Source organism: Ignavibacteria bacterium, from assembly GCA_036262055.1.
Taxonomy (GTDB): domain Bacteria; phylum Bacteroidota; class Ignavibacteria; order Tepidaquicellales; family Tepidaquicellaceae; genus DATAJP01.
The window spans coordinates 732,544-758,741 of the sequence record DATAJP010000002.1; the positions used below are offsets into that span (position 1 = coordinate 732,544).

26 protein-coding genes are annotated in these 26,198 nt (G+C 36.2%); 7 read left to right on the plus strand and 19 right to left on the minus strand.

From position 1 onward, the window contains the following. Positions 1-5 precede the first annotated feature (5 nt). On the plus strand, positions 6-2,372 hold the full coding sequence (gene glgB / locus VHP32_05145) for a 1,4-alpha-glucan branching protein GlgB (GenBank protein HEX2787273.1): 2,367 nt from the start codon (positions 6-8) through the stop codon (positions 2,370-2,372). 2 nt (positions 2,373-2,374) lie between these two features. Here glgB and VHP32_05150 read toward each other — a convergent pair whose 3' ends face one another. The 3 genes from VHP32_05150 to VHP32_05160 form a co-directional block, all read right to left on the minus strand. Next, entirely contained in the window at positions 2,375-2,785 is a 411-nt protein-coding gene (locus VHP32_05150) for a hypothetical protein (protein ID HEX2787274.1), read from the minus strand. Positions 2,786-2,868: 83 nt separating this feature from the next. Continuing rightward, entirely contained in the window at positions 2,869-3,423 is a 555-nt protein-coding gene (locus VHP32_05155) for a hypothetical protein (GenBank protein ID HEX2787275.1), read from the minus strand. 17 nt (positions 3,424-3,440) lie between these two features. Continuing rightward, positions 3,441-4,121, minus strand: a complete 681-nt coding sequence (locus VHP32_05160; protein ID HEX2787276.1) for an SLC13 family permease — start codon at positions 4,119-4,121, stop codon at positions 3,441-3,443. A 93-nt stretch (positions 4,122-4,214) separates the two neighbouring features. Here VHP32_05160 and VHP32_05165 point away from each other — a divergent pair, with 93 nt between their 5' ends. Further along, the gene (locus tag VHP32_05165) at positions 4,215-6,482 is read left to right on the plus strand and encodes a heavy metal translocating P-type ATPase (protein HEX2787277.1); all 2,268 of its coding nucleotides are present in this window, start codon (positions 4,215-4,217) and stop codon (positions 6,480-6,482) included. A 79-nt stretch (positions 6,483-6,561) separates the two neighbouring features. Here VHP32_05165 and VHP32_05170 read toward each other — a convergent pair whose 3' ends face one another. Continuing rightward, a complete protein-coding gene (locus VHP32_05170) occupies positions 6,562-6,930 on the minus strand; it encodes a hypothetical protein (protein HEX2787278.1) in 369 nt (122 codons plus the stop codon). A 14-nt stretch (positions 6,931-6,944) separates the two neighbouring features. Beyond that, on the minus strand, positions 6,945-7,667 hold the full coding sequence (locus tag VHP32_05175) for an HAD family hydrolase (GenBank protein HEX2787279.1): 723 nt from the start codon (positions 7,665-7,667) through the stop codon (positions 6,945-6,947). A 169-nt stretch (positions 7,668-7,836) separates the two neighbouring features. Between VHP32_05175 and VHP32_05180 the strand changes: the two genes are divergently transcribed. The 5 genes from VHP32_05180 to VHP32_05200 all read left to right on the plus strand — a co-directional run bounded on the left by VHP32_05180 (position 7,837) and on the right by VHP32_05200 (position 12,813). Then, positions 7,837-8,880 (plus strand): hypothetical protein, encoded by a 1,044-nt coding sequence (locus VHP32_05180; GenBank protein ID HEX2787280.1) that lies wholly within the window; start codon positions 7,837-7,839, stop codon positions 8,878-8,880. Between the two features lie 151 nt (positions 8,881-9,031). Beyond that, the gene (locus tag VHP32_05185; protein HEX2787281.1) at positions 9,032-10,135 is read left to right on the plus strand and encodes a carboxylate-amine ligase; all 1,104 of its coding nucleotides are present in this window, start codon (positions 9,032-9,034) and stop codon (positions 10,133-10,135) included. A gap of 44 nt (positions 10,136-10,179) precedes the next feature. Continuing rightward, positions 10,180-11,211, plus strand: a complete 1,032-nt coding sequence (locus VHP32_05190) for an aminopeptidase (GenBank protein HEX2787282.1) — start codon at positions 10,180-10,182, stop codon at positions 11,209-11,211. A gap of 15 nt (positions 11,212-11,226) precedes the next feature. Beyond that, complete coding sequence (locus VHP32_05195) at positions 11,227-11,616, plus strand: hypothetical protein (GenBank protein HEX2787283.1); 390 nt, start codon at positions 11,227-11,229, stop codon at positions 11,614-11,616. Positions 11,617-11,619: 3 nt separating this feature from the next. Then, the gene (locus VHP32_05200; protein ID HEX2787284.1) at positions 11,620-12,813 is read left to right on the plus strand and encodes a hypothetical protein; all 1,194 of its coding nucleotides are present in this window, start codon (positions 11,620-11,622) and stop codon (positions 12,811-12,813) included. A gap of 19 nt (positions 12,814-12,832) precedes the next feature. Here the strand turns inward: VHP32_05200 and VHP32_05205 are convergent, their stop codons facing one another. The 14 genes from VHP32_05205 to VHP32_05270 all read right to left on the minus strand — a co-directional run bounded on the left by VHP32_05205 (position 12,833) and on the right by VHP32_05270 (position 26,193). After that, positions 12,833-13,171: a GIY-YIG nuclease family protein gene (locus tag VHP32_05205; GenBank protein HEX2787285.1), complete on the minus strand. Its 339-nt coding sequence runs from the start codon at positions 13,169-13,171 to the stop codon at positions 12,833-12,835. Positions 13,172-13,219: 48 nt separating this feature from the next. Beyond that, positions 13,220-14,311 (minus strand): ABC transporter permease, encoded by a 1,092-nt coding sequence (locus tag VHP32_05210; protein HEX2787286.1) that lies wholly within the window; start codon positions 14,309-14,311, stop codon positions 13,220-13,222. Continuing rightward, positions 14,304-15,065 carry an ABC transporter ATP-binding protein gene (locus VHP32_05215; GenBank protein HEX2787287.1) on the minus strand — a complete coding sequence of 254 codons (762 nt, stop codon included), beginning with the start codon at positions 15,063-15,065 and terminating at the stop codon, positions 14,304-14,306. The genes VHP32_05210 and VHP32_05215 overlap by 8 nt, the downstream gene beginning before the upstream one ends. Positions 15,066-15,219: 154 nt before the next feature. Then, on the minus strand, positions 15,220-16,722 hold the full coding sequence (locus VHP32_05220; GenBank protein ID HEX2787288.1) for a sigma 54-interacting transcriptional regulator: 1,503 nt from the start codon (positions 16,720-16,722) through the stop codon (positions 15,220-15,222). 23 nt (positions 16,723-16,745) lie between these two features. Then, a complete protein-coding gene (locus tag VHP32_05225; protein ID HEX2787289.1) occupies positions 16,746-17,177 on the minus strand; it encodes a CBS domain-containing protein in 432 nt (143 codons plus the stop codon). A gap of 30 nt (positions 17,178-17,207) precedes the next feature. Then, positions 17,208-18,332, minus strand: coding sequence for a M48 family metallopeptidase (locus tag VHP32_05230; protein ID HEX2787290.1), 1,125 nt, complete (start codon positions 18,330-18,332; stop codon positions 17,208-17,210). Between the two features lies 1 nt (position 18,333). After that, entirely contained in the window at positions 18,334-19,107 is a 774-nt protein-coding gene (locus VHP32_05235) for a YIP1 family protein (protein ID HEX2787291.1), read from the minus strand. Positions 19,108-19,109: 2 nt separating this feature from the next. Beyond that, the gene (nadD, locus tag VHP32_05240) at positions 19,110-19,700 is read right to left on the minus strand and encodes a nicotinate-nucleotide adenylyltransferase (GenBank protein HEX2787292.1); all 591 of its coding nucleotides are present in this window, start codon (positions 19,698-19,700) and stop codon (positions 19,110-19,112) included. Positions 19,701-19,762: 62 nt separating this feature from the next. Next, on the minus strand, positions 19,763-20,854 hold the full coding sequence (locus tag VHP32_05245) for a glycosyltransferase family 9 protein (GenBank protein HEX2787293.1): 1,092 nt from the start codon (positions 20,852-20,854) through the stop codon (positions 19,763-19,765). Continuing rightward, positions 20,847-22,163, minus strand: coding sequence for an O-antigen ligase family protein (locus tag VHP32_05250; GenBank protein HEX2787294.1), 1,317 nt, complete (start codon positions 22,161-22,163; stop codon positions 20,847-20,849). The genes VHP32_05245 and VHP32_05250 overlap by 8 nt, the downstream gene beginning before the upstream one ends. Continuing rightward, positions 22,156-23,418 (minus strand): hypothetical protein, encoded by a 1,263-nt coding sequence (locus VHP32_05255; GenBank protein ID HEX2787295.1) that lies wholly within the window; start codon positions 23,416-23,418, stop codon positions 22,156-22,158. The genes VHP32_05250 and VHP32_05255 overlap by 8 nt, the downstream gene beginning before the upstream one ends. Beyond that, positions 23,402-24,640, minus strand: a complete 1,239-nt coding sequence (locus VHP32_05260) for a flippase (protein HEX2787296.1) — start codon at positions 24,638-24,640, stop codon at positions 23,402-23,404. The genes VHP32_05255 and VHP32_05260 overlap by 17 nt, the downstream gene beginning before the upstream one ends. A 42-nt stretch (positions 24,641-24,682) precedes the next feature. Beyond that, the gene (locus VHP32_05265) at positions 24,683-25,699 is read right to left on the minus strand and encodes a PrsW family intramembrane metalloprotease (GenBank protein ID HEX2787297.1); all 1,017 of its coding nucleotides are present in this window, start codon (positions 25,697-25,699) and stop codon (positions 24,683-24,685) included. Positions 25,700-25,704: 5 nt separating this feature from the next. Further along, the gene (locus VHP32_05270) at positions 25,705-26,193 is read right to left on the minus strand and encodes an acetyl-CoA carboxylase biotin carboxyl carrier protein subunit (protein HEX2787298.1); all 489 of its coding nucleotides are present in this window, start codon (positions 26,191-26,193) and stop codon (positions 25,705-25,707) included. Positions 26,194-26,198 lie beyond the last annotated feature (5 nt).

Below are 26,198 nucleotides of genomic sequence, written 5' to 3' on the forward strand. Positions count from 1 at the left end.
AGGATATGAAGACAAAGGATGAACTAAATAAAATTACCTCTTTTGAATCTTCATCGCCGTTTTCGGTCCTTGGACCTAAGCTTGATACGAAAAACAAAACACTAACCATTACATCCTACCTTCCCTTTGCTCTTGATGCATGGATTAAGCTCAAAAAGAAGCACAGAGAAAAATTTGAATTGCACGGCAAGATTCAGATGAAGCGTATCAACCCGCAGAATATTTATCAGGCGGAGTTTGAGAACGTAAAGGAAATTTTCCCTTACTCAATTTTATTTGAAGACCAAAACGGAACCTCATATGAAATTCAAGACCCCTATGCATATCCGCTTCAAATCACTGATTATGATTTATATTTAATCGGTGAAGGAAATCATTTTAAGATTTATGAAAAGCTCGGCGCAAAAATACGAAAGATTAACAAAGCTACTGGTGTTCATTTTGCTGTGTGGGCTCCTCATGCGAAGGCGGTGAGCGTAATCGGAGATTTTAATAACTGGAAAGAAGGTGTTCATCCGATGGAAAATCTCAACGGTCAGGGAGTATGGAGCTTGTTTGTACCGGGCATTAATGAAGGGGAAAAATATAAATACGCAATCAAGTCGCAGAGAAATGAAATAAAAATTAAATCCGACCCGTTTGCGTTTCAGGCGGAGGTTCGTCCGCAAACTGCATCGGTTGTCTGTTCACTTAAAGATTATAAATGGAAAGATAGTGATTGGATGAAAGAACGTGCAAGAAATAATTTTAAACGCAAGCCGATGTCGATTTACGAAGTTCATCTTGGCTCGTGGAAAAGAAACTTGAATGAAGAATCCGAGTATCCCCAAAACGAATGGGGCTTTATGAATTACCGTGAGCTTGCTCACAAGATTGTTGAATATGCAAAGGAAATGGGTTTCACACATCTCGAGCTTTTGCCGGTGATGGAGCATCCGCTTGATACATCGTGGGGATATCAGGTTGTAAATTATTTTGCGCCTACAAGCAGATTTGGCACGCCGGAGGACTTTATGTATTTTGTTGACTACTGTCACTGTAACAATATCGGAGTAATACTCGACTGGGTTCCCGCGCATTTCCCGACTGATGAGCACGGCTTGAATGATTTTGACGGCGAGCAGATTTATGCTTACCAAAACCCGAAGAAAGCTTTTCATAAAGATTGGGGAACACTTATTTTCGACTATGGAAAAAATGAAGTAGTGAATTTTCTCGTATCAAATGCACTGTTTTGGTTTAGCAAATATCACATAGACGGACTTCGTGTCGATGCTGTTGCATCAATGCTGTATCTTGATTACTCACGAAATGACGGCGAGTGGGAGCCGAACATCCATGGCGGCAATGAAAATCTTGAAGCGGTTGAATTCATAAAAAAGTTAAACAAGTCGGTTCATAAATATAACAAAGGCATTGTGATGATTGCCGAGGAATCAACAAACTGGCAGGGAGTTACAAAACCCGTTCATCTCGGAGGACTCGGCTTTGATATGAAATGGAACATGGGCTGGATGCATGACGTGCTGAAATATTTTTCGACTGACCCGATTTATAGAAAGTATAATCATAACCAGATTACTTTTTCGCTTTGGTATTCATTTAATGAAAATTATTTGCTGCCGATTTCTCATGATGAAGTTGTTCATGGCAAACGTTCATTAATTGACAAAATGCCGGGAGACCAATGGCAGAAATTTGCGAACTTGCGTTTGTTTTTTGGGTTTATGTACGGGCATCCCGGAAAAAAATTGAATTTTATGGGAAGCGATTTTGCTCAGTTCAGGGAATGGAACTGTGAGTGGCAGCTTGATTGGAATTTGTTTGAGAATGATTATAACAAAAAACTAAATTTATATTTTAAAGATTTACAGAAATTATATCTTGCTCATAAGGAGTTCTGGGAAGTGGATTTTGAAAGCAGGGGATTCAACTGGATTGATTTTTCAGACGCAGAGCAAAGCGTTTTGAGCTTTATCCGATACTCAAATGACAAAAAAGATTTTCTTGTATTCACTTGCAATATGACGCCGGTACTTCGCGAAAATTATCTGATTGGTGTTCCGGAAGCCGGATTTTATAAGGAAATTTTTAACAGTGATGCAGTAATTTATGGGGGAAGCGGAAAAGGAAATCTTGGCGGTGTTGAATCATTCGAAGAAAAGAGATTTCATCATGATAACTCTTTAAGTCTCACCCTTCCTCCGCTTGCAATAAATATTTTTAAGATTGAGCAAAGGTCTTCTAAAGTTGAAAGAAATTTAGAAGACCAAAATTTATCAGATGATATTATGAATGATGCTGAGAGTATAGTTCATAACGTAAATTTAACTGAGCAGGCACAATCCCCTGAAAGAATTATCGATAATTAAAATTAATTATTTTCAAAAGCCTGGTTATCGAGTATATACCATCTGTCTCCGAACTTTTGAAATCTTAAAGGATAAGGAAAAGTTATATTATCAAAAGTCGCAATCTTTTGAACGGTATTTATTGTAGGCTGCATGTTTTTTGCGGTTTTTAATGCTCGTAATAATTGTTCTCTTTTATCCATGTTAAATTCGGTCAGCATTGCCGAAGCACCATCTTTTCTCGAAACCAATCTTGGGTCAACATACATATTAATAAAATCAGTATATAAACCTTTTTCCATCATGTTTATCATTGGTTGAAATTGATTTTGCAGTTCCTGCCAATCGGCGGCATATTCCGGTGAGGTTGAACAACCAGATGAATAAAAAATTAATCCGGTTAAAATTATAAAAGCGAGTAATAATTTTTTCATAAGTTAATTTAAATTATTGTTCATATATCGTAATTTATAATAACATAACATATTACAAAATTCAAAATTTTATCAATTTTAAGTTATAATAAATCTAAAAATATATATATAATTAAACCACTAAATAGAAGCATTGTAAATCCCCATAAAAGCAATTGTCTGAAAACTTTGCTTCTATCGTGTTCCTCGAGGGAAGCAATGCATAAAGCACCTAATGTGGAAAGCGGGCTTACGTCCACCAAATGAGAGCCTACATTAATTGCAACAATCATTTCTTTGGCGCTTCCGGTTCCGAATTTTTCCAGAAGACCGGGAACCAGATTTATGAAAGTCGGCATAACAACTCCCGATGAGCTGCTGTATAAAGAAACAAATCCCGCTAAGACAGCAAGAACGGTATTTATATAACTAACAGATGTCTTACCGGCAATAAAATCAGTTGCAAGCATTAGCCCTCCGGTTTTTGCAATTAATCCTATTAGAACTGTAATTCCCGATATGAGCAGAATCGGAGACCATGGAATTTCATTAATTGCCTGCTCAAGGTGGCTGAGTTTTAAGACAGACATAATTACTACTATAGTAAAAGCCCCCAATCCTATCGGAACATCAAATAATATGACGAATAATATCAGCATAGCAATAAAAAAAATTGTTATGAATTGTCTTTTGGTGGGCTTCGAAGGTGAAGATGATTTAAATGCTTGTCATGGTCAATGTGGTCTTGCTTTTTATAGCCCTTGAAAAGAAAGTAAGCAGCAATTGCAGCTAAGCTTTGAAGTATGAGGGTTAATAAAAAAATTTCGAACCATAAACTACTATCTTCAATACCTATACCTTTCATTAATGACTGATTTATAATTCCCGTCGGGGATATAGGTGAGAATGTACCTGCATTCGCTCCTGTGCAAATCATTATTGAACTTAACAAAGGATTTATCTTAAATTTATATGCAATAGGCATTCCTATCGGAGCAATTATTGCAACTGCAGCAATGTTGCCTGCTCCGATTGCAGATAAGATAGATGCTAATGCAAACAACAATATTGGTATCAGATAGCTTTTACCCTTTGTAAGCCAGATTGCAAATCTTGTAATCTTCTCAAGCGTTCCGTTGTCTTTAGCCATATAAAACATGAGAGTAATGCCGACTAATATGAGAAACAGCTCTGAAGGAAAAAAAGAAGATATCTCGTATATACTGAACCCCGCAGCATAAAATCCTATTCCAAACGCCAGTGCAATAGAAATAATGCCCGTATTGATATCACTTCTTATGCTTCCTAAAATAATTGCAATAATAAATCCAGCTAATGATAATATCTCTATGCTCATTAATATAAAATTAAACGTAAAAACTTTTAATATCAGCTTAAAATAACAAATTATTTGCATTTAGACTAATGCTATATATTTATAATTTAGAATATGGACACAAATGAAAATGAAAGCATAAAGAAAATTATTCTTCCTGTCTCGGGTTTGTCGTGTGCATCATGTGCGATAAGCGTTGAGTCAATATTGAAGGCGCAGGAAGGGGTGAAGGATGTAAATGTTAACTTTGCAGATAAGTCAACATTGATAAGATATAATCCCGATAAGATTACTATTGCTCAAATGCAGAAAGCAGTTGACAGCATCGGGTATAAATTAATTGATGATACGAAAAAGGATAAACATGAAGGGATGAAGAATGATATGCAAGGAATGAATGGTATGGACCATTCGCAGCATATGATGATGACGGATGAAGCAGTCCTTAAAAGAAAAGTAATTGTTGCAATAATTTTTTCTTTACCGCTTGTGGTTATTGCGATGTTCATCCATCACATGCACAACGCAAATTACATAATGTTTGCATTAAGCTTACCGGTGATTTTTTATTCGGGTATCGAGTTTTACATAACAGCATTTAAGCAGCTCAGGCATCTGTCGTCGAATATGGATACGCTTGTATCGTTGGGTACAGGTGCAGCTTTTATATTAAGTGTGATAAATACTTTCTTTCCGAGTTATTTGCTTGAAAGCGGACTTGAAGCAACAGTTTATTACGAAGCTGCTGCGGTGGTTATTACGCTTGTGTTACTTGGCAGATATTTTGAAGCAAAAGCAACGGGAAAAACATCCGATGCTTTGAAAAAGTTAATTAATCTTCAGCCAAAGATTGCAACGGTTATTCGTCTCGGGCAGGAACAGCAAATTCCTGTTAGCGATATTGTTGTCGGTTATATAATTTTGATTAAGCCGGGTGAAAGCATTCCCGTCGATGGAATTATTTCCGAGGGATATTCTGTCATTGATGAAAGCGCTGTAACGGGCGAACCGCTTCCTGTTGAGAAGAAAACAGGTGATACAGTGATTAGCGGAACGATTAATAAATCGGGCAGCTTCAAAATGAAAGCGCGGAAGGTCGGCTCCGAAACTATGCTGGCAAAAATCATTGAGCTTGTACGTGAGGCACAGGTTAGCAAAGCGCCGATTCAGAAAATCGCCGATAAAATTTCGGGTATTTTCGTCCCGGTAGTTTTGGTAATTGCTGTCATTACTTTTATAGTATGGATGATTGCGGGTCCGCTTCCGCCGTTTGCTTATGCGTTTGTTACTTCGGTTACCGTGCTTGTGATTGCGTGTCCGTGCGCGCTCGGGCTTGCGACACCGACTGCGATAATGGTCGGTATCGGCAAAGCGGCTAATCACGGGATTTTATTTAAGGATGCAGCAAGCTTAGAAAAATTCAGAACTGCAAATTGTATTTTAATGGACAAGACAGGAACAATCACCGAGGGCAAGCCGCAGGTTGAAAACGTTGAGTGGTTCGTGCCGTTTGATGATGTGAATAAATACTCACAGATTTTACTTTCGATTGAAAGCTTATCGGAGCATCCGCTTGCGAAATCGATTTCGGATTACTTCAAGAATCTAAAAATCGAAAAAATTTCTCTTGAAAAGTTTGATAACATTCCCGGCTCGGGAATTATTGCAGTTAGCAATAATGTAAAATATTATGTCGGCTCAAAACAGTTTGTAGTAAAAAATGAAAACTGGGTTCCGGATGAAAATAAAATCAAAGACGCAATCACGGGCTCGGTTGTTTATTTTGCTTCGGATAATGAACTGCTTGCGAGAGTTTTCATAAGCGATAAAGTTAAAGATACTTCTAAGCTTGCAATCTCGACTTTGCAGAGCGAAGGACTTGAGGTGTTCATGGCAACGGGTGATAACCGGATTACCGCAGAAAAAGTTGCAGGCGAGGTCGGAATAAATCCGCAGCATGTTTATGCGGGAGTAACACCTGATAAGAAAAATGAAATCGTGAAAGAGCTTCAGTCAAAGGGGAAAAAAGTTATTATGGTCGGTGACGGGATCAATGATTCGCCCGCGCTTGCGCAGGCGGATATCGGTGTTGCGGTCGGGAGCGGAACGGATATTGCAATCGAGAGCGCATCGGTCGTGCTGATGAAAAACGATTTGCTGAATCTTGTTTATGCGCTCAAGATTTCGAATCAGACAGTTAAGACAATTAAAGAAAATCTTTTCTGGGCGTTTATATATAATGTAATCGGCATCCCGATTGCCGCCGGAGTTTTATATCCGATTAACGGCTACCTGCTCAATCCAATGCTCGCCGGTGCCGCAATGGCATTTAGTTCGTTGTCAGTTGTGTTAAATTCGTTGAGGTTGAAGGCGAAGAAGTGAAACTTTTGTTGGGGTAGGACAGACATTCTTGTCTGTCCCGACAGGCAGGAATGCCTGTCGTACCCGTAATTTATTAGGTTCAAAACGAAAACAAATTATTTGCCACTACCTTTAGCTCATCTTCGCGCATGACGCTGTCGCAGCCGGCTTCGAATGCCTGTGATTTCAAAAACTCATTGTCTTTATAAAAAGCAATAAGTTTTTTGCTTGAGGTCGGGCATCTTTTGCGGAATTTTCTTATAAGGTCTATCACGTTCACATCTTTTAAATCCAAGTCAAGCAAAATCATATTTACGTTTTCATCACCGCTGCGCCTTATGTATTTTTCTTCGGTATCGACTTCTTCAAACGTAACCTGATGATTAAGCTTCGTCAGCGTAAGTGCAGTAATGCTTAATAAGTCGATTAAATCTTTTTTATCCGAAAAAATTAAAATTCGTCGTGTCATGTTATCAAATTTTTTTAATTTAAAATTAGTTCTCTTAAGTGCTTAATTTGTGCATCCGGGATTATTGGTTTATCATATTTCCATCGTTGCTGAGTTTCCACCCAGATTGCTTTTATTCCAATTGATTGTGCTCCCAATACATCTCTTATTAAGTGGTCTCCGACATAGACAATCTTTTCAAGCGGAACATCGAAATTTTTTACTGCTTCCTGAAAAATCTTTGGAGAGGGTTTTATAAAATTATGTTCAGAAGAAAAAACCACGACTTCAAACAAATCTGAAATACCTGCCGCATCAAATGCCTGTTTAAAAATTTTACTATTGGAACAGATGTTTGATATAATTCCAAGTTCATATTTTTTAGAAAGTTTTTTAAGAATATCAATATATTCCTGAGAGACAGTTCCGACTTCATGCAATTCAAACACCCGTTCTATTTTAAATTTTTCTTCCTCAGATAAATTTTTTGAGATTTCCAATCGATTAATATATTCGTGTATTGGAGGAATTGATTCAAAAAGCGTTTCGTTACGGCTTTCAGTTACCATTAATTTGAGAAGTTCACTAATTATCTTCTTAATTTCATCTGGATTTAAATTATTTCCTCCAATCTTTTTATAAGTTTCAAGATAATTTTCCTTTTCCGAAAACCTGTCAGTTCCAAACATAAAAGTGTTACAAACATCAAACAGCATTACTTCGCAATTATTAAGAATAGTATGCAGATTTTCGCTCATAATAACAGTTTTGACGAGTATTTTCGAGGTTTTTTCCCTTAAATCTTTCCTAAAAATTAGGTAATTTTATGGTTTATGTTAAGTCATTCCTACCCGTTGTTTGAATTTTCACAATTTCATAAAATAATAGAGTTTTCAATATAATAAATCAAAGGAGATATTTTAATTAATGAAAAAAATCGGAATACTGTTTGGCCAGGAAAATACATTTCCCCAGGCGTTTGTAGATAAAGTAAATTCAAAGTGTGAAGAGCGCGGCGAAAAAGATATAGTCGCCGAGTTCGTAAAAATAGATAAAGTTGTTCAGTCAGAGCCGACAGATTATGCGGTTATCATCGACAGAATTTCTCAGGATGTTCCTTTCTACCGCGGCTTTTTGAAAAATGCTGCAATTTCAGGAACAGCGGTTATCAATAATCCTTTCTGGTGGAGCGCTGATGAAAAGTTTTTCAACAATGCTCTTGCAGTTAAAGTCGGTGTGCCTGTTCCGAAAACAGTTCTGCTTCCTTCAAATGAAAATCCGCCTGATACCACAGGCAACTCTTTCAGAAATCTTGCATTCCCGTTAGACTGGGAAGGAATTTTTGATTACATCGGATTCCCTGCATACTTTAAACCGTTTTCAGGCGGCGGATGGAAGAGCGTTTATAAAGTTGAAAACCCTGAAGAATTTTTTAAAGCATACAACGAAACAGGTCAGCTTGTCATGATGCTTCAGGAAGAAATAAAATTTGAAAGCTACTTCAGATGCTATTGCATCGACAGACAAGATGTGCACTTAATGCCTTATGAGCCGAGAAACCCTCATCATTTAAGATACATCAGTGAAAGTCCGAACAAAGACCCGAAGCTTTTAGAAACAATCAGAGATTATGTTTTGAGATTGAACAATGCGCTTGGATATGATTTCAACACAGTTGAGTTTGCAGTCCGTGACGGCGTGCCGTATGCAATCGATTTCTGCAACCCAGCACCTGATGCTGATATAAACTCAATCGGTGAAGTTAACTTCAACTGGATTGTCGAAGCTGCATCGGAAATGGCAATCAGAAGAGCGAAAGCTTATAAGCCAGGACAGAACAACTGCACCTGGGGCGGATTCATCCAGAGCTTCGCAAATGATGAAAGTATCAACGACATCATTAAAAAAAAAAGCACTAAATCTGTATTGAAGAAGAAAGATAAAGAACCGAAAGAAAAGAAAGTCGGATAAGAAGAAGAAATAAATGTGAAGTTGTGAAATGGTGAAGTAGTGAAGCAATAAAGACAAGGATATACCAAAGAAACACGATAATTAGTTAAAAGATTTATATATTAACGACTGGGATTCCCGCCTGCGCGGGAATGACTTCATATAAAATAATATGCTTTACACATTAGGTATTGAAGAAGAATTTCAGATAGTTGACCCCGAAACACGGGAATTGCATTCTCACGTTCAGCAGATGTTTGATTCAGGAAAGCAGGTTTTAAAAGAAAATCTGAAACCCGAAATGCATCAGTCCGTTGTTGAAATTGGAACTGATATTTGTAAAGACATAAAAGACGCCCGCAGGCAGGTAACAAAGATGCGAAGCGACCTTGCGCAGATTGCAATTGCAAACGGAATGAGAATTGCTGCTGCGGGAACGCATCCGTTCTCTCACTGGCATGACCAGAAAATCACCGACCATCCAAGATACAGAGAAATCATAAACGAAATGCAGGAGACCGCACGCGCAAACTTAATTTTCGGTCTGCACGTTCACGTTGGTCTCGATAACCGTGAGCTTGGCGTGCAAATTATGAACGCTGCGAGATATTTTATCCCTCACATTTTTGCGTTATCAACTAATTCTCCTTTCTGGCTCGGAAGAGATACAGGTTTTAAATCTTACCGTGTAAAAGTTTTCGATAAATTTCCGAGAACAGGCATACCTGATTATTTCGCAAGTGTCGGTGAGCTTGATACTTTTACGAACCTGCTTGTAAAAACAAACTGCATAGACAACGCAAAGAAAATATGGTGGGATATCCGCTTGCATCCGATTTTTAACACACTTGAATTCCGCGCATGCGACGTTACGATGAGAATTGATGAAACGATTGCGATTGCCGCGCTTGTGCAGGCAGTCGTTGCAAAGCTTCACAAGCTTGTAAAGCAGAATCTCGATTTCAGGATTTACCGTCAGGCACTTATCATGGAAAACAAATGGCGTGCATCGAGATACGGAATTTCCGGAAAACTAATTGACTTCGGAAAACAAAAAGAAGTTGAGTTTGTTTCTCTTGCAAAGGAACTTCTTGAGTTTATCGATGACGTTGTTGATGAGCTTGGAAGCCGCGAGGAAGTAAGTTATATCTTCCGAATATTGCAAGAAGGAACAGGCGCTGACAGGCAGCTGCAAGTTTACAAAGAAACAGGCGATTTAAAAAAAGTCGTTGATTACATTATCGAAGAAACCCACAGGGGTTTAAAAATAAATTAACATTATTCATTTTATTATAATTACTCTAATTTTTCAAAATACTTATGCTCTCTGAAATTCAAAACATTACTTTTGACAGCGATCTTTCCGAAGGCGCAAAAAATGCAGTTAACACTTGTCTAAGACTAAAACCAAATGAAAGAGTTACGATTATTACCGATAACAATGCTCTTGAGATTGCGGCGGCGTTAGCTTCCGAAGTAAAAAAAGTCGGTTCAGAATATTCCGTTTTCGTAATGGAAGATTATGCACAGCGACCGCTGAAGCATATGCCTCAGCCGATTCTTGATGACCTTGCAAAGTCACAGGTGAGCATTTTTGCCGCACATCCTGAAACTGGGGAGCTTCGTTCAAGAATCGATATGACTGAAGTTGTCGATGCCAACAGAATAAGACACGCGCATATGGTGAACATAACGAAGCAGATTATGAACGAAGGCATGAGAGCTGATTTCTTAAAGATAGATGAGTTAAGCCAGAAATTAATTGAGAAAGCCAGAAGAGCAAAGTTTATCAAAGCTACTTCAGAAAACGGGACGAACATAGTCGGAGAGTTTTCACCAAACATAAAATGGCTTAAGACAAGCGGAATAATTTCAGTTGAAAAATGGGGAAATCTTCCCGGTGGTGAAATTTTTACTTCTCCTAAAAATGTTAATGGAATATTTGTTGTAGATGGTGTTGTTGGTGATTACTTATGTTCAAAGTATGGTGATTTGATTAATACACCTCTTACAATAGAAATTGAAAACGCACGCATCAAAAAAATGGAATGCGTAAATAAAGAATTACTCGAAGAGTTTACTGCATACACGATGACTGACGACAACAGCAACAGAGTCGGCGAGTTTGCAATAGGAACAAATCTTGCCTGCAAAAAAGTTATCGGAAATATATTGCAGGATGAAAAGCTTCCGACAATTCATATGGCGTTCGGACATCCGTATTCGAAATATACAGGCGCAGACTGGGTCTCGACTACTCATATTGACTGCGTGAGCATAAAAAACTCCATCTGGTTTGACTACGGTGATTCTGTTGAACAGGTAATGGACAAAGGAAAATTTTTAATATAATTTTTTAAAGTATTTATGAAAAATTTTTTACTGATTGTCTTATTCCTTTTTGCATTTGCATCATGCAGAGAAGCAATCAATAACAATAATCCTATAACCCCAACCAATAGTCCTCCTGATGTGCCTTCAAACCCAAATCCGGCAGACAATGCATCGAATATAGGACGATTTATTACAGTCAGCTGGCTGGGAGGTGACCCCGATGCATCTGATACGGTGAAATATGATGTTATTATGGGAACCGTTAATCCTCCTATAACAGTGGTTGAGAGTAATACTACGGCGACGATAGTTGATGTCGGCTTGGTTGCCGCGAATACAGTATTTTACTGGAAAGTTATTGCTAAGGATAACCATAATTCTTTCACTGAAAGTCCAATCTGGAAATTTACAACCGGTAATTAAAGTATGATTCCTGAGCTTCGAAAAAAATATAACGCCGAATTTACTTACGAAAAGTATAAAAAATTTTTAGAAGCCCTCGATAAAGAGTTTGATACAGAAATTGAATTCAGGATTTCTGAAACTCCGGTTTTTATAACTCCCAAATTTAAGAACGAACTAATTAAAGCTGCAGATGACATTCTGAATTTTCTGCAATCCGATAAATTTAAAGAAATTTCAAAAAAGGCAATTCCTCCCGGGCTTGAAGTTCCCAATGAAAGCGCTCATACTGATGTTCTTGCAATTGATTTTGCTGTTGGACTTGATAAAAATGGGAATTACATACCTCAGTTAATCGAGCTTCAGGGTTTCCCGTCACTTTATTGCTACCAGGAAATTTTAAATCAAAAGTTTAAAGAATACTTTAATATTCCTGAAAATTATGCTCATTATTTCAACGGGTTGAATCACGAAACTTACATTCAAAAGCTGAAAGAAGTTTTAATCGGTGACTCAAATCCCGAGAATGTAATACTTCTTGAAATCGAACCTGAAAAACAAAAGACATACATAGATTTTCTTGCAACAGAGCGAATGCTCGGTATAAGTCCAGTATGTCTCACCAAAATTCAGAAAGAAGGGAAGAAGTTGTTTTATGAAAAGAATGGAAAGAAAATTCCTATTGAAAGAATTTATAACCGTGTAATTTATGATGAGCTGAAGGGAAGAAAAGATATTAAATATAATTTTAAGTTTACAGAAGACCTTGATGTAAAATGGGTAACGCATCCAAACTGGTTTTTCAAAATAAGCAAATACTTGCTTCCGTTTATTGAAAGCAAGTATGTCCCGAAGAGTTATTTTGTGAATGAGCTGAAAGAAATTCCGTCTGATTTGGAAAATTATGTATTAAAACCTCTTTATTCTTTCGCAGGAGCAGGAGTTAAGTTCGATGTAACATCTGAGGACATCACGTCTATTCCCGAGAATGAAAAGCATAATTACGTTCTGCAAAGAAAAATAGTTTTTTCGCCCTGCGTGGAAACCCTTGATGAGCCTGCAAAAGCAGAGATTCGCCTGCTTGCCGTTTGGCCCCAGAACGGAAAACCCGAACTTATGATAAACTTAGTAAGGATGGGAAAAGGAAAAATGATGGGCGTGGATTTCAACAAAAACAAAACCTGGGTCGGTTCTAGTATAGGGTATTTTAAACAATGAATAAATGATTTTTCAGAAGTCATTCCCGCGAAAGCGGGAATCCCAGTTTAATTTCTAATAACTCATCAGTTCCACCAATTTCATAAAATAAATCTTTCCAGTTATTGTTTACTTTCTCAATTAACTCATTTTTCCAACTTCGATTCCATTTTTTTAATTGTTTTTCTCGTTCAATTGCTAATTCTACTCTTTCAAATTGTTCATAATAAATTAATCTATCAGTATTATATTGATATGAAAATCCTTTTATAGTTTTTTGTTTATGTTCAATAATGCGGCGTAATAAATTGTTAGTGACACCAATATATAAAACTTCATTGGATTTATTTGCTAAAATATAAACGAAGAAGTTTTTCATTTTTTATACTGGGATTCCCGCTTTCGCGGAATGACAAGTCTTTGATATTCATTCCCACCTGAACACCTTAATCGCAATCGCATAAACCACAATTCCCCAGATACATAAAATTCCGATTTCAGAACCGACGTCGAAAATTGATGCGCCTTCAAAAGAAATTTTTCTCAAAGCATCGTTCAAATATGTAAGAGGTAAAAAGTTACTAACCGGCTGAAGCCATGTAGGAAAGTTTGAAATCGGAAAAAATGTTCCCGCAAGCAAAAATTGAGGAAGCGTTATAAGGTTTGCAATTGCCGGCACTGAATTTTGGTTTGTGGCAACTCCCGAAACAACAAAACCAAAGCCAAGAAAAATTATGAGCGCGATTACGCATAGCAAAAGCATATTTATAAATGTTATGAATCCATTTACAAGAGTAAACCCGAAGATGTAATGCCCGAAGACAATCAAAATGATTGCGGTAAAAATCGAAAAGATTAACCTGCTCAGTCCCTCACCGCAGACGATTGCAAATCTGCTTACAGGAGTTGCAAAAAATCTTTTTATTACGAGTGTTTCTCTTAGTATCAAAAAAATAAACGCAGTCCCGAAAACTCCGGCGGAAAGCAAAGAAAATCCAAGCTGTCCCGGTAAAATGAAATCAATCATTTTATATCTACGCCCCTGAACGGTTTCTTCTTTCAGAACTGCAACAGGTCTGTCGATTTTTACTGTTGAGAGATTTACTTTATCGATTAATTGTGACAAAATCATTTTTAAAACATTTCCGCCTGTTGGTGATGCCGAGGTCATCTTCAGGTCAACAACATAACTTCCGTTTGCATCTTTCTGGATGCTCACCACCCCTTCAATTACACCCTTAGATAAATCCGAAATTATGTCGTCGTCTTTTTTGTCTTCTATGAGCTTTATAGATTGAATTTCTTTTAGAGAGTTATATATCGGATTATTTTTGTCCGAGTTTTTATCTATTGCAACATCAATCGAGAAACCGCCGCCGGCAATGAATCCAAATACGACAATAAAAATTAAAGGGAATAGCAAATTAAAAACAAATGCGGATGGATTTCTGAAAATTGCTTTTAAGCTTCCTTTGGTGATCGCCCAAAGCGCGCGGAATTGAGAATACTTTTTATTCATCTCTAAGCTCCCTTCCGGTCAGCTCAAGAAAGACGTCTTCCAGACTTGCCTCTTTTAGTTGCGCGTGTCTCTTAAATCCCCGAGTCAGCAAATCGTCTATCAGGTTGCCGGGCGATTCTATTACAAGAATTTTTCCATGGTCGATTATTCCCACGCGTTCGCATAAATATTCCGCTTCATCCATGTAATGCGTTGTCAGCATTACAGTTGTACCTTTATCCTGAATTTTTTTCACAAGCTGCCAGAGATTTCTTCGTGCCTGCGGGTCAAGTCCGGTTGTGGGTTCATCGAGAAAAATTATTTTAGGTCTGTTAATGAGAGTGGTTGCAATTGAAAATCGTTGCTTTTGTCCGCCTGAAAGCTCTTTGTATTTGCTCTTTGCTTTTTCTTTCAGGTCAACAAGATTTAAAATCTCATCAATGTTAACATCAACGTTATAAAGTCCGCCGAACAATTCAACCAATTCATCAAGATGCAGATTAGGATAATATCCCGCCGCCTGAAGCTGAACTCCGATTATTTGTTTTATTTTATTCTGGTCCTTATCGATTGAAAGCCCGTCAATGATAACTTCACCCGAAGTTTTCGGACGGAGTGTTTCCATAATTTCGAGTGTAGTTGTCTTGCCCGCACCGTTTGGTCCAAGCAGTCCAAATATCTCGCCTTTATAAACGTCAAAGCTGATGCCATTCACGGCAGTCAGGTCTTTATATTTCTTAACTAAATTTCGGACTTCGATTATTTTTTCCTTCATACGTTGTACATATAATAAAAGGGCAATGCCCTTTTAAATTTCGTGTCACTCTGAAAGAAGTGAAGAGTCCCCTTAGTAATTGGATTCTCGCTTCCGCGGTAATGACTTCATTTTGAATGACTTTATAACTTTATAAACTTACAAACCTTATAACTCAATTATAAAAATCTTCATCCTTGAATGATGAACCTGAGAAGATTGTATTCACCATGTCTTTGTATGATGCGCCGGATTCGATTTCGTCTTTCGCGATTTTGGAGTTCTGGTGCAAACCATCAAGGACAAACTCCATTAATGATGCAAGCTCATACTCGGATTCGAAATACTGCGGATACTTTTTTACGAACGACTCAAGACCTTTTACTTTTTTCAGCTCGGCAAAATATTCCTTAAAGGTCATGTTGTCATAAATATTAATCTTGCCTCCGTCCTGAAACCACTCAACTATATCTGAATACTCATCTTTCACTTCTCTACCATCTTTCTTTTTTCTCTGAAGCGGGTCAGGAAAATATTTTTTATAAACTTCGCGAGTAGATTTTGCGATGAGTGCTTTTGCAACTTTGATTGCGCCTTCCTGTTCACCCTCAAAGACAAGCTCAATCTTTCCTGTTATTCCCGGAATAATTGCCATCAAATCACTGATGCGCGGCATAATGTAATTATCATTGTTCACGATTGCACGACGCTCAGCATTGCTGACAAGATTTTCAATCGATGAAATTGTAAGGCGAGCACTTACACCGGATTTTTGGTCAACGAACTCACTTGTCCTTGCCTGAAACGCAACCATCTCAACAATTTCTTTGAAGTAATATGGAATAATTAAATTTTGCTTCTCGTTACGCTTCATCCATGACTGCGATTCCGTAATTGCAATGCCCTCATCAAGCTCTTTCGGATAGTGAGTCGTTATCTGCGAATCAATTCTGTCTTTGAGCGGAGTAATAATGTTTCCGCGGTTTGTATAATCTTCCGGGTTAGCCGTGAATACAATCATAACGTCGAGAGGAATGCGAATGTTGAAACCCCGAATCTGAATGTCTTTTTCCTGCATTATGTTAAGAAGCCCAACCTGAATCCTTGGCTGCAAATCAGGAAGCTCGTTGATAACAAAAATCCCGCGGTTAGTTCTGGGAATAAGTCCGTAATGAATCGCCCCCTCGTGCGAGTAATGCAAGCGCTGGTTCGCGGCTTTTATCGGATCAATATCCCCGATTAAATCCGCGATGTTCACGTCAGGGGTTGCAAGCTTCTCGCTGTAACGCTGATCGCGTGAAATCCACTCAATTTCGGTTTCATCCCCATACTGTTCGATTAAATCTTTTGAATGTTTTGAAATTGGATTTAGAGGATTGTCATTTATCTCCGAACCCTTTATGATTGGAATGTATTCATCAAGCAGCTGCGGAAGCATCCTTGCGATTTTTGTTTTTGCCTGTCCCCGGAGTCCGAGCAAAATCAAATCATGCTTTGCAAGAATCGAATTTACAATTGAAGGGATTACGGTATTATCGTATCCGATAATTCCGTCAAATACAATCTCTTTGCTTTTAAGCTTTTTTATTAAGTTATCTCGAACTTCATCTTTAACTGACTTAACTACATATCCGTGTCTTTTTAAGTCGCCAATGGTTTTCAAATCTGTAATTTTCATATAGTATTAAATTATTCTGCGAACTAACCCGCGTATTGAATAAAAGTATTCAGCTGTTTTATCTGTTCGGTTTTTTCACCGAGGTCATGCAACATAAGATCCTTAATGGATAAAATCCCGATCAATGTTTTATCCTCTATTATAGGAAGGTGCCGGAAATTCTTTTGTTTCATAACCTGCAATGCCTGTTCCGGTGAATCATGCGCCTCGATTACAATTACTTCTTTGGTCATTACGTCATCTACAATCGTATCGTATAAGTTCATCTCATTTACAATTACGCGTCGCAACAAATCACGCTCTGAAAAAATCCCTATCAATCGTTTTTCTTCGTTAAGAACAGGAACTGCGCCTACGTTGTGCAAATCCATAAATTTAATTACGTCTATAACAGGTGTTCCTTTGTTAACATAATGAATCCTGTCACCTTTCAATAAATCTTTAAGTGTTTTCATATATCATCCCCTTCTATTAATTAATAAAAATTATGACCTGAAATTTCTTGCAAAATCAATCCTCTTTGATAAGGATGGATGCGAATGAAAAAGAAACTCGATGAATCTGTTGGGTTCTTTTTCTGCAAGATTCTGGTCTGCCAGTTTTTCTAAAGCAGAAATGTAAGCAGTATTATTTTTTGTAACTTCAAGTGCGTAAGTATCAGCTTCCCACTCAAATTTTCTCGAAAGAATATTCGTAATCGGTGAAGTAACAAGACTATATAAACTTAAATATAAAAACAATAAAGGTAAAGCAGCTATTTCATATATTTGCGTAAAACCGAAAAAAGATAAAGAAGATTTGTATAAAAGCGCTGTAAGATACAACCCTCCGAAAGTTAAAATGGTTGAAACAGCAACAAGCTTTATTATATGTTTTCTCGTATAATGCCCCATTTCGTGAGCAAATACAGTTTCTATCTCATCTTCAGTAAAATTATTTAACAGAGTATCGCCTAAAATAATTCGTTTCGTTTTGCCCATTCCTGTAAATGCGGCATTGGCTTTTTTTGTATTTTTGCTCATATCAAACACAAATATGCCTTTCACCATAACACCTGTTTTTTTACATAAATCAATTAACCGGCTTTTGATGTTTTCATTTTCGATGGGTCTGAATTTATAAAACAGAGGCATAATTAAAACCGGAGCAAGCTGTCCAATTATAACTGTGAACAAAAATAGAATACATCCAAATACAAGCCACCAATTATCACCCGTGTTGCTTAATATATAATAAAAGAGCAGTAAAAGCGGAATTCCTAATGCTAATCCTAAGACCAAACCTTTTAATTTTTCTTTAAAGTAACCACCGATGGTTTGATTTGACATTCCGTATTTATGTTCGAGAATGTAATCGGAATAAAAACCGATTGGGAATGTAATGATGCTTTCACCGATTCCGATTATAGCAACAAAAATTAAAAGAGCAATATAATCATTTGCTGAATACTCATAAGCTATCGCTGAAATATTTTTTGATAAACCTGTGAATAGTAAAATTAAAACTACCGCAAAAAATATAACCGTAGAAGTTAATGATAGTATTCTCCTGGTCTTAGCATATTTTTTTGCTAATTGTTCTTTGCTTTGATATTCGGAATAATCTTCCATATTATGTTAATAAACCTCTTACTACTGTTAAGAGAAGCCATACCCCATATAATGTAACAGCAACTGAAGTCAATGAAACCTTGCCAAGCTTAGACAATCCTATGGACATAACGGCAATTGCCCAGATTGAAAAAACATCGATTCCTGAAAGAACGGCATACGCTTTTGCTCCAACCGATTCTTCACTTAAAATTAAACCCGGACCTAATGTCTGCAAATCACCCATCAGAACCGAGATGATGCTTGTTACCACTGAACTGATAGCAAATATAGTCAACGACAAACCCACAACATTTAATATGTTATAAAATGAGATGGGACTTCTCATAATTTTCATAATTATTAAAATCAAAACACTCATAAAGAATAAAAGAAAAAACGGTGAAATTATATTTGCTCCGTATCCGGTTACTTTAACGAACCAACCGTTAGGGTCGAGGAATGGTTCGGTAACGGCCATTTGCTGGTCTGCCTGCTCTTGTGTTAAATCGCCTGCTTTTACTTTTTCATCGAGACCTTTTTGAATGTCAGCTTTACGCTTATCCATGGTTTTAGTCACAAGCTCCGTATCATTAAGAAATAAAAATGCGCCAATAAGAGCTGCAACCATAAATAAAAGAGTAGGCATAATCCAATAATTCGTCTTAGGAGTAACCGCAATGGTCTCAAAAGTATCTGAAGGAGCCGTAATTACACCCGATATTGCCTCAAATTTGGACAGAGGTTCAACTTGCTGGGTTATTTCTTCTCCGGTTACTTGGTTATTTTCTTCCATTTTTAAATGTATAATTTGTTTTTATAAATGTAATTTTCTACTTCAGGATGAACAAGATATTTAATTGATTTGCCGTTCCTGATATATTCTCTTATGATAGATGAGGAAATTTCGATATTAAGAACGCTGAGATATTTTACTCTCCGCGAATATTCAGGATTTACTTCATTAACATAAAAATTTGGTCGGTTAATTACAATTACTTCGGAAAGCAGAAAAAGCTTCTCCGGATTCTTCCATTTAGGAAAATCAAGCAGGTTATCTACTCCCAAAATCAGATAAAAATTTATAAAATCATCTTTATGTTGCTCTTTAAGTTTGATTAAAGTGTCAACAGTATATGATTTTTTTGTTAAATCTTTCATTTCAATATCACTCACTTCAAAATTTTTATCATTTTCGAAAGCAAGCTTAGCCATATTGAGACGGTGCTCAGGCGACGCAACTTCAATGCCTTCTTTAAGCGGGGGATTGCCTGATGGAATAAAGATAATTTTATCAAGATGCATTTGTTCGCGAACATCTTCTGCCATTATTGAATGCGCAATATGCGGAGGATTAAATGCTCCGCCAAATATACCGTAACGTTTCATAATACCTTGTCATTCCTGCGAAAGCAGGAATCCATCAACATTTTGTTGACCCTGAAACAAGTTCAGGGTGACATTTTAAAATTTTTAATTAATTCTTTAAACTCCTCAAAAACCATTTCAACACTTATGTCTCTCATGCAGGCATTATCAATCATATAACAAATAAATTTATCATCACACCAGTATTTAGGATTATTTTTATCACGGGCAGTTTCAGGTGTATAGCACGGACTGCATGCAATATTAAGCCAGATATTTTTATGAATGACAGTGCCGGTTGATTCAGGTGCGACAAGATTCGGGTCGGACGGTCCAAAAATTCCGATTGTATTAACACCGAAACCGCTTGCAATATGCAAAGGACCCGTATCATTGCTAATAAAAATATCACACATTGAGATTAGGTCTATGTTAATTTTAGTAATTTTAATATCTTTATCAAATTCAGTTTTTATATCTTCTTTTATGCTTTCTTCCGGCAGTTTTCCTTCAAAAAAAATAATTTTGACGTTCGAAAATTTATTTTTAATTCTTTGTGTCAGTTCAATATACTTATGAAGTGACCAGCGCTTTATGTTCATATCTGTTCCGGGATTGATTCCGCCGAAAGGAAACATTCCGATTACTAAGTCATTTTCATTAAATCCGTTTTGCTTTTTTAATTCATTTTTATTTTTTGATGGCTTTAATACCAAATTATCGTCACAATCTGTAATGCCGTTATTTTCTAATATTGTTAAATATCTTTTAGATTCTTTTAAGTTGTAATTAAACGGTGCGGTATAATTGAGATGCTTTGTTTCAGAAAAACCAAGGCGGTATTTTATTCCCGCTAACTTTAGCAATAATCCGAAGCGGTTATCCGTATGACCAAGAAATGCTAAATCAAATTTTTCTTTTCTGAGCATTCTTAAAATTTTAAGGCCGCCCGCTAATAATTTTATTTTGTTTTTCTCAAACGGGTTTTCAAAGTTTATTGAATTATTAATATAAGGCAGATAGGGAATTAAATCTTTTACCCACTCGGAATACAGTAAAGTAATTTCGGCCTTAGGAAATCTTTTTCTTAATGCGCATATAGCAGGAGTGATGAATACTATATCACCGAAACAGCACAACTTAACAATCAATATTTTTTTTACATCTTTAAACATTACTGTCTTTATCTTTAATGCACATATTGTTAAGTGAAAGGATAAAAAATATTACACTGATTAATAAAAAATATGTATAATATGGAGCATAACTTGAAACTGCTGCCGCAATCAATAAATTAATAAAAAAAACCATTGAAGTATAAAGCTTTTTCTTTAAGTAATATAAAAAAATTAACAGGATAAGAATTATAAAGATTATAAATCCGATAATACCGCCTTCAGTTAGAATTGCAAGTATTAAGCTGTGAGGATTTACGCTGTTAATTTCAAAATAATTAGGTTCAGAAGGATTATCTATATTAATATTTTTTGAAATAAGCACCTGACGAAGATAATCCTGGCTTGAATGAAAAAAGCAATCGGGTCCGACACCAAAAACAGGATTAGTTCTAAAAGCATTGAAGTCAGCTTCCCAGATTAAAGGTCTACCTACAGAGACCTCCTCTTGCATCTGTTTTTTATCGAAGAACTGCAATATTCTCGATTGAGTCTGCGGAGTAATAAGCTGAACGATAATATAGATGGCCGCATAAATATATAGTTCTTTTCTGGTAACAGCTTTTGAAAAAAAGAGATATATAAGAATTATAATACAGAAAATAAGTGAACTGCGCGATACCAGCATTCCCAACGCAAAGCTGCCCAGAACATAAAAACATATTCTGAAATACTGATTGAATTTTTTATTATTAAGCAGCATAAGCAAGCTCGCAAGAGTTATGCTGAGTGCGGCAAGATTTGATTCGGTAATAAACCCCATGGGACGCATCAAAATTTCATCATTATACTTAATGAAAGAATGTTTAACAAGCGGTCTTCCGAAATAATCTACCAAAAGCTGATGAAAAGCAGGGACATAAAAATCCATAATACACGCAATGATTATAAAGAGATTAACATACACAAAACTCTTAATAAGAAATTCATTTAACCCCGCAAAATATTTTAATGCAAATACAAGATATAACAATATCAAGAAATAAATTGTAAACCTTGTCATAAATGCAAACCCAACACGCGGGTTTTCGGATAAACTTGCTGAAACAAATCCTGAAATTATTAATATTGTAATGACAAGAAAAATTTTAAATAAATGGTGATTTATTTGAGATTTGTATGCGTTTAACGGAAGAATTAATAATGCAATAATCACAAAAGGGATAAATTTAAAATTTTGGATTTTGGAAAAATTTATTATAGGTATGTAATTTTTTCCCAATGGATAATGAAAATCTATTATCGTGATTAATAAAAAATAAACCCACGCAACCATGAAAAGTTTATATGCAGTATCTTTTTTAAGCATTTGCATTAAAAGTTTTGTCAACAACTGATTTTACAAATTCTATCGAAATATTTCCAAGGCACGGTCTTGTCTCGCACCCAATATCAAAACAGGGATTACACCATATCGGGTAATGTATTGCAACATGTCCGAACTGTCCTTTACTTTTATAAGCAACAGCACCGGCCGGTGACCTTTCTATTGCTTGATAATCTTCAAACTCATACGGTTTCCATAATGGCAAAGACCCGGACCCAAAAATGACAATTGATTTAATATACTGAGAAATAAAATGCGCCTGTCCGCCGTCATAACATAGAAATAATCTTGCGCCGGCAACGTCTTCAAGCATATCTGTTATAAAATTATATAATTTAAATTGAATATTTGAAAAATTTTTAAATTCTTCTTTTAGATTTCTAAATCCTTCGGTATTTCCTGCGTCTGTAATGATTAATCTGTAATCCGATAAACTTTTTATTAATTCCCTTTCTTTTTCGTAGGGAAATTTTCTATATACGGAACCGCCCAGATGAATTATTATATCGGTTTTAATATTTTCTTCTTTATGAAATTCAAAATTCAGTAACGGTAAGGATTTATTTTTTTGACTCAGGTCAAGATTTAACGCTTCTGACATAGCGTTGCCAATTTTCCTCGACATAAAATCTTCATTAATCGTGGTAACCCAGTTTGTTTTTATGTAATAAGAGTAAAGCCAGAATAAGCCAAACACTTTTGAACCGACGGTGAACTTTGAAATCATTCTTGAAAGAACAATATTTCTTCTTGAACCGACAAGGTCAACAACAGCATCGTAATTTCTTGTTTTTAAACTTTTTATATCCTGCTTGAATTTTTTATTAAAGAAATACGGAATCAAAAAAAAACGAATGAACTGCAAAATATGTCCGATGAAAAAAAATTTATAAATCCTGTTTCTTAGCTTATCAGTGTCCCAGCCCTCAGGAGAAAATTTTATTAATTCATCCACATAACTGAAATTTTTAAACAAGAATTCATTTCTGTCAGAAACCAACACATCTATTTTTATATCGGGATAATTATACTTAATCGTTCGCATAACAGGAAGCGTTACCATTGCATCACCTATTTTATCGTTACGAATCAGCAAAACCTTTTTGGGAATTCCTTTGAATTTTTTCGGCGGTTTTATTCTCGAGATAATATTGTCAAAAAATCTGAAATAAGGAGTGTTCTTTGCGCGGTGAACTTTTAATCTGAACGGTATTTTATGTTTATCTCTGTTTAGCAAGACGTGATTTAAATTCTTTATTTATCATTATTAAGCTTAAAACAAAAATTATGAACTCGCAAATTCCCACGGATAAAGCCGAACCGTAAACACTGTATTGAGGAACAAGAATTATTCCAAGCGCTACATTGAATATAAGCACCAGGCTCAAAATAAAGGCGTATTTCAAATTTTTATCCAGTGCAATCAATGATTGCGAAAGCAGATAGTTTGGATAAATTATGAATAATGCCAATGTCATGTATCTCAATACTATATATGAATCTGCATAGTCGCTTCCGAGCAGTGAAAAAAACATTTCACCGAAAAACCAGCAGATTAAAACTGCAATTGCACCTAATGAACACAGCAGAAGCAAAACTTTTTTAAACTGAGTTTTAAATTCAGGCATATTCTCGACGGATAATCTTGCAAAGTTCGGAAACAATACTATCATTAAAATTGCCGGTATATTTGTAAATACTTCAACAAATTTATATGAAGCTCCGTAAACTCCCACAGCATCAAATCCCTGATGTGCTTCGAGGATAATCTGTGTTACCCTGAAATATATAATCGAAAAAACCTCAACAAGAGCGAGAGACATAACGTCTTTTATATAATCCCTGAACTGAATTTTCTTTTCATCATTTGTAAAATCAAAATTATGCTTTTTCTTATTAAAAATTAGCAAAATTATCATCCATGCAATGAGCATGCTTAAACAAAACGACATCAAAACATTCGACGCTGTTTTGTTTATCATTATCAATGCAAACGCAGAAGCTATAAAGATAACTTTTTGTATAATGAGAACAATTGCTTCATAGCTCATTTTGCTTATTCCTCTGAAGAAAGCAAAATATAAATTCATCAGCGAGCTGAATGCAATTCCGATTAGAGCATACAGGATATTTGTAATGTTGTTGCTGTATAACCCAAATAGGTTCAATACAGCAAATGTTACAACTATTGCAATTATTATCGAAGCAAGGCGGAATTTAAGCGAGTAAGCAAAACTTGAATAAAGTCCCCGGGCAACATGCTTAGTGAGAATAATATTACCGCCAAGCTCATAAAAAACGCCGATTAAATATCCGAACGATAAAGCAAAATCATATTTTCCGTATTCCTCACTGCCGAGAACTCCCGCAATATAAAACGTGAACACAAACATCAACGCTCGTGGTATAATTTGTGCCGATGTCTGGTAAGAAATATTTTTTAAATTTGCTTTAATCAAATTTTAAGATATGGCAATAATACAAAACGATGAGAATCTATATCATGATTTATTTTCTTGCGGTATATTATTATACGGCAAGCCCGCATGATAATAAATCATCTGAATTTTATAACGGTGCAGTTCGACTTCTTTCCAATACTCAGTTTTTTTGCTGCCGGAAATATTTCTGTGCTGATACTTTCTTAAAGCAAGCTTAACCGAAAGCCGTATGTATTCTTTCTGGTTAACTTTTGGGGGAAGCCATCCTCGACTGTTCCTGCGAGTTACGTAAGGAAGATAGTGCAAATGGTCTTTGTGAATTACTCCCTGTAAAGATTCATCATGAAGCTCCTTTGCAATTGTTTTGCTTTCGAGATAAAGTGCAATCTGGAACACAGCAACGATTGCCATAAGATATAAAACCAAAAATGCAAATCCCACTAAAGTTGTTTCTTCAAAACTTACTGTCAGGTTCCATACAAAATGTAAAAATACAGCAAGAAAATATCCTGTCGGAATCAATATTATTTTATATATGAACGGCTTAAACTTAGCATACCCGAGGAAAGCTCCGAACGATGCCTGCGCAAGACAGTGCATTACCGCGGAGAATAAAGTTCTTATTATAACAATCATCACCCAGCTTACAGGGGTTGTTCCGTAAAAAAGAAAATACATAAAGTTCTCCGTCATTCCGAATCCAAGCCCTATTGCACCGCCATAAACTACACCATCAACGACGCCGTCAAATCTTTTTGTCATCGACATTAACACAAGAAAAATTCCTTTTGTGAATTCTTCAACCAAAGGAGCAGTGATTACCGCACCCGATAAGTCAAGAAGCTCACTTGGGTCGCCGTCTGCAACGCTTTCTATTAAAACGTTCAAAGGGATCTGGAAAATTATGCTTCCGAGAATTGCAAGAAAAATCGCTCCCGTTGCTCCCCAGAAAAAATTCAGGAGTATAAGCCAGAAAGGTTCGCGTTCGTTCCTGTCCATCCACCATATTATCATTAAATAGGCGAACATAGGAATGACGGCGGCAAATAACGATGCTACTGCTAAGAATAAGTCCATATTTGTTATTTACATTCTAAAGAAATCAGGAGCTGATTTTTATCAACGTTCTTTTTTTCTTCGATGAATATTTTTTTAATTCTGCAATCGAAAGGTGCTTTTATTTCATTTTCCATTTTCATCGCTTCAAGCACAAGCAAAACATCACCTTGTTTCAGCTCATCATTCTCTTTAACGTTAAGTTTAACAATTGCACCGGGCATCGGAGATTTAATATCATTATTGATTTTCCGGTGATTTCTGCCGCCCGTGAGCCGCTCTTTTATTAAGTCCGTCTCGCTTTTGCAAGTAATATTATATACTTCGTTTTTAATACGCAATCTCAAATTATCACCCTCTTGTTCAATATTCACAATGTAATTCTTGTTGTTAATTTTCACCGAAGCAAAATTTTCCGAAAGCTTTTCATACTCAAACGGAAAAGACTTACCATCGATGTTGATTGAATCGGTGTCGAGGTTTACTTTTTTATTGTTTATTAAATATTTGGTCATTAAGA

Coding starts and splice junctions, on each gene's coding strand:
- VHP32_05215 (HEX2787287.1), bottom strand. CDS start 15,065: ATGAAGGAAAAAATAATCGAAGTCCGAAATTTAGTTAAGAAATATAAA.
- VHP32_05235 (HEX2787291.1), bottom strand. CDS start 19,107: ATGGAAGAAAATAACCAAGTAACCGGAGAAGAAATAACCCAGCAAGTT.
- nadD (HEX2787292.1), bottom strand. CDS start 19,700: ATGAAACGTTACGGTATATTTGGCGGAGCATTTAATCCTCCGCATATT.
- VHP32_05155 (HEX2787275.1), bottom strand. CDS start 3,423: ATGCTGATATTATTCGTCATATTATTTGATGTTCCGATAGGATTGGGG.
- VHP32_05265 (HEX2787297.1), bottom strand. CDS start 25,699: ATGGACTTATTCTTAGCAGTAGCATCGTTATTTGCCGCCGTCATTCCT.
- VHP32_05200 (HEX2787284.1), top strand. CDS start 11,620: ATGATTCCTGAGCTTCGAAAAAAATATAACGCCGAATTTACTTACGAA.
- VHP32_05205 (HEX2787285.1), bottom strand. CDS start 13,171: ATGAAAAACTTCTTCGTTTATATTTTAGCAAATAAATCCAATGAAGTT.
- glgB (HEX2787273.1), top strand. CDS start 6: ATGAAGACAAAGGATGAACTAAATAAAATTACCTCTTTTGAATCTTCA.
- VHP32_05160 (HEX2787276.1), bottom strand. CDS start 4,121: ATGAGCATAGAGATATTATCATTAGCTGGATTTATTATTGCAATTATT.
- VHP32_05220 (HEX2787288.1), bottom strand. CDS start 16,722: ATGAAAATTACAGATTTGAAAACCATTGGCGACTTAAAAAGACACGGA.
- VHP32_05175 (HEX2787279.1), bottom strand. CDS start 7,667: ATGAGCGAAAATCTGCATACTATTCTTAATAATTGCGAAGTAATGCTG.
- VHP32_05210 (HEX2787286.1), bottom strand. CDS start 14,311: ATGAATAAAAAGTATTCTCAATTCCGCGCGCTTTGGGCGATCACCAAA.
- VHP32_05180 (HEX2787280.1), top strand. CDS start 7,837: ATGAAAAAAATCGGAATACTGTTTGGCCAGGAAAATACATTTCCCCAG.
- VHP32_05245 (HEX2787293.1), bottom strand. CDS start 20,854: ATGTTTAAAGATGTAAAAAAAATATTGATTGTTAAGTTGTGCTGTTTC.
- VHP32_05195 (HEX2787283.1), top strand. CDS start 11,227: ATGAAAAATTTTTTACTGATTGTCTTATTCCTTTTTGCATTTGCATCA.
- VHP32_05270 (HEX2787298.1), bottom strand. CDS start 26,193: ATGACCAAATATTTAATAAACAATAAAAAAGTAAACCTCGACACCGAT.
- VHP32_05185 (HEX2787281.1), top strand. CDS start 9,032: ATGCTTTACACATTAGGTATTGAAGAAGAATTTCAGATAGTTGACCCC.
- VHP32_05150 (HEX2787274.1), bottom strand. CDS start 2,785: ATGAAAAAATTATTACTCGCTTTTATAATTTTAACCGGATTAATTTTT.
- VHP32_05190 (HEX2787282.1), top strand. CDS start 10,180: ATGCTCTCTGAAATTCAAAACATTACTTTTGACAGCGATCTTTCCGAA.
- VHP32_05250 (HEX2787294.1), bottom strand. CDS start 22,163: ATGCTTAAAAAAGATACTGCATATAAACTTTTCATGGTTGCGTGGGTT.
- VHP32_05225 (HEX2787289.1), bottom strand. CDS start 17,177: ATGAAAACACTTAAAGATTTATTGAAAGGTGACAGGATTCATTATGTT.
- VHP32_05170 (HEX2787278.1), bottom strand. CDS start 6,930: ATGACACGACGAATTTTAATTTTTTCGGATAAAAAAGATTTAATCGAC.
- VHP32_05165 (HEX2787277.1), top strand. CDS start 4,215: ATGGACACAAATGAAAATGAAAGCATAAAGAAAATTATTCTTCCTGTC.
- VHP32_05230 (HEX2787290.1), bottom strand. CDS start 18,332: ATGGAAGATTATTCCGAATATCAAAGCAAAGAACAATTAGCAAAAAAA.